Here is a 3,130-nt window from a genome sequence, read left to right as displayed (position 1 = left end):
GCTCCGCACCATGTGGAACAACTGGTGCCAGGACAGGCTCCCCCAGCCCTTCGATGTGCAGGGGGATGGAGCGGATGTGCCGCCCGCCATCATGCCGGGCGCGCTGCAGACCCAAACGGCGCCGCAGGCGGAAAGTGACAGCCAGGCTGACGGCAAGGCGCAAATTTCCAGCCTGATGGAGCAGGCGCTTGCCGCCCACCAGCAGGGAAAGCTGGCGGAAGCGGAAAATCTTTATCGCCAGGTGCTCGCCCTCGATCCGCGCGAACCGAGGGCTTTGCAGTTGCTGGGGGTCGCCCACCATCAGCGGAGCGATCACGAAACCGCGCGCATCCTGATCCAGCAGGCCATTATCCTGGACCCGTCAAAGGCCGAGTTCCACAGCAATCTCGGCATCGTGCTGAAGAAGCTGGGCGACGAGAAAGCCGCCATGGCCGGCTTCAACCGCGCGCTTGCCCTGTGGCCAAGATTCGCGGAGCCGCTCTCCAACCTCGGCAATGGATACCGCGATGCCGGGCAGCTGGACCGCGCGGTGAAGGCCTGCCGCATGGCGATTGCCTATGAGCCCGGTCTTGCGGCGGCGCATCTCAATCTCGCCAATGCGCTCTCCGACACATGGAACTATGCCGATGCGCGGGCCGCCTATGAGCAGGCCCTGACGCTGGAGCCGGATAATCTCCTCGCTCTTGTCTCGCTGGGCGCCCTGCACGCCGATCACGGTCATCTCGCCCTGGCGCGCCAGAGGCTGACGCGTGCCCTGGAACTGGACCCGGACAGCAAGGAGGCGCTGAACAATCTGGGCATCGTCGTGAAGGAAGAGTGCGATTTCGCTGCCGCACTTGCTCTTTACGAGCGGGCCAGGGAGGTGGCGCCGGACAATTTCGACTATGCCAGCAACAAGCTTTACTGCCTGAATTATCATCCGGACCTTTCAGCCGAAGCGATCTTCGAATCCTATCGCGCCTGGGATCGTGACTATGCGGCTCCCCTGCTGCCGCAGGGCACGCACGCCAATGACCGGACTCCGGGCCGGCGCCTGCGGGTTGGCTATGTGTCGCCGGATTTCCGCCGGCATGCGGCGCGCCATTTCATCGAGCCGCTGCTGGCACGGCATGACCGGTCAAAAGTCGAACTGTTCGCCTATGCCGAGGTGCCGAAGGAAGACGAGATCAGCGGCCAGTTTCGTGCCTATGTGGACCATTGGTGCAACAGCGTCGGCATGAGCGACGAGGATCTGGCAGCGCGCATCCGGCAGGATGGCATCGACATACTGGTCGATCTCGCCGGCCATACACGGGGGAACCGTCTGCTCGCCTTCGCGCGCAAGCCGGCCCCGGTGCAGGTCTCCTGGTTGGGCTATGCCTATACGACAGGCATCAAGGTCATCGATTATTTCCTGTCGGACCCGATGCTGACACCAGAGGGCAGCGATCCGCTGTTCGCGGAAAAGCTGGTACGGCTGCCGGTCTGCCTCAGCTACCGTCCGACGGAGGGGCTGGAGGCGCCGGCGGAGCTTCCCGCGCTGGCCAATGGATATGTAACCTTCGGCTCACTCTCGCGGTCGGTGCGGATCAACGACAAGGTCGTGGCGCTGTGGGCCGAGATTCTGTCCCGGGTGCCGGATTCGCGGCTGGTGCTGAACAGCCAGACCTTCGTCTGTCCGGAGTTGCGGCAACATTATATCGGCAAGTTCACCGCACTGGGGGTCGGGGCGGAACGGCTTGACCTAGGTTACACCAGCCCGCCCTGGCCGGTGTACCGCCAGATCGATATCGCGCTGGACTGTTTTCCGCATAATTCGGGAACGACGCTGTTTGAAGGCCTTCATATGGGCCTGCCCTTCGTCACGCTGCAGGACCGCCCGTCGGTCGGCCGGCTTGGATCGGCCATTCTGGCGGGGCTTGGGCGGCCGGAATGGATCGCCACGACTCCGGCGGACTATGTCGAGAAGGCGGTGGCGCTGGCCAGCGATTTCGGCCGGCTGGCCGAAATCCGGCGGGACCTGCGTCAGGAGATGGAGCGCAGCCGACTAAGGGACGAAGCCGCCTTTGCCCGGTCCGTCGAGGCTGCCTATGACCGGATGTGGCAGCGCTGGCGCGATGGCGGGGAAGCCGAAGCCTTCATCTTAGCGGCGGAAGGACAGGGACCGGCGCCAGCCAATCCCGAGGTCCAGAAGCTGCTTGCTGCGGCACTCGCTCATCATCAGGCGGGGCGGCTACCGGAAGCCGAGCAGGGATACAAGCAGGTTCTCTCCCTGGATGCACAGAATGCCGACGCCCACCATCTTTTCGGGGTGCTTGCCTATCAGGTGGGGCGTTTCGACATCGCGGTGCAGCTTATCGGCGTGGCCGTGAAGCAGCGGCCCCAGGAAGTCGAGTTTCTGGCCAATATGGGCGAATCACTGCGACGCCTTGGCCGTCTCGATGAAGCCCGAACCTGCCTGGCTGAGGCTGTCGCCCTCAATCCGTCGCATGCCAACGCCCTGGCTAATTTTGGCGCCTTGCATGCGGATATGGGGAATCTGGCCGAAGCCGAATCCTGGATGCGCAAGTCCACCAGCCTCAATCCCGGCAATGCTGCTGCGCACTATAATCTCGGCAATAATTTGAAGGCGCAGGGACGGCTGACGGAGGCGCTGGAAAGTTTCGAGACGGCTGTCTCGATACAGCCGGCCTATATCGATGCGCTGCATCAGGTCGCCGCCATGCAGCAGGCGCAGGGCAAGCTGGAACTGGCGCTGCAGGGCTACCGGCGGGTGCTCGACATCCAGCCGCAGCATATCGAGACGCTGAACAATATCGGCGTCGTTCTGGAACGGCTGGACCGCCACCCGGAAGCGACCCCGTTCCTGCGCAAGGCGGCGGAGCTGCGCCCGGATATCGCGGAGGTGCAATGCAATCTCGGGGTGGTGCTGTCGCATTCCGGCAGCCTGACGGAGGCGTTGCGCTGCCTGCAGCGGGCCGTCGAGCTCAAGCCTGCTTTCGTCGGTGCCTATGGCAACATGGCGGCGGTGCTCGACAAGCTCGGCCAGGAGGATGAGGCGGCTGCCGTGTTCCAGCAGGGGCTTGCGGCGGCCCCGGACGATGCGCCGCTGAATCGTGCCTATTCGATATTTCTGTGGCGTCGTGGTCGT

1 protein-coding gene is annotated in these 3,130 nt (G+C 63.9%); it reads left to right on the top strand.

What is annotated here, in order from left to right:
- Nucleotides 1-76: 76 nt before the first annotated feature.
- Nucleotides 77-3,130, top strand: a 3,054-nt coding sequence (locus P24_RS19545) for a tetratricopeptide repeat protein (protein ID WP_237740226.1), incomplete at its 3' end; no start/stop codon positions are given.

The organism is Oceanibaculum indicum P24, assembly GCF_000299935.1.
In the GTDB taxonomy this organism is placed as follows: Bacteria; Pseudomonadota; Alphaproteobacteria; order Oceanibaculales; family Oceanibaculaceae; genus Oceanibaculum; species Oceanibaculum indicum.
The sequence above is the reverse complement of the archived record's forward strand: the minus strand, read 5'-3'. Positions and strand labels throughout refer to the sequence as shown.